This is a genomic window from Cupriavidus sp. 8B (genome assembly GCF_054589115.1).
This window is the reverse complement of the sequence record NZ_BAAILO010000477.1, coordinates 1-207: the sequence shown is the minus strand read 5'-3', so window position 1 is coordinate 207 and position 207 is coordinate 1. Positions and strand designations below refer to the sequence as shown.

1 protein-coding gene is annotated in these 207 nt (G+C 60.4%); it reads left to right on the top strand.

Features of this window, described 5'->3' with window-relative positions; genetic code table 11:
• Window positions 1–207: HNH endonuclease (locus tag ACYP5B_RS44765; protein ID WP_459573867.1), on the top strand; the 207-nt coding region annotated here is incomplete at both ends.

Sequence of the window (207 nt, the reverse complement as noted above, 5' to 3'; positions counted from 1 at the left end):
CCGAGATCTCCGGCATCGAGTATCAGCAAGGCGAACTGGCCGGCTACGAAGTCCGGGAGTACCTGCTAGAGAAGTGGGGGCGGCAGTGCGCCTACTGCGATGCCGGCGAGACGCTGCTGGAAATCGAGCATATCGATGCCCGGGCAAACGGAGGCTCGAATCGGGTCTCCAATCTGACACTGGCTTGCGTGCCTTGCAATAGGAAGA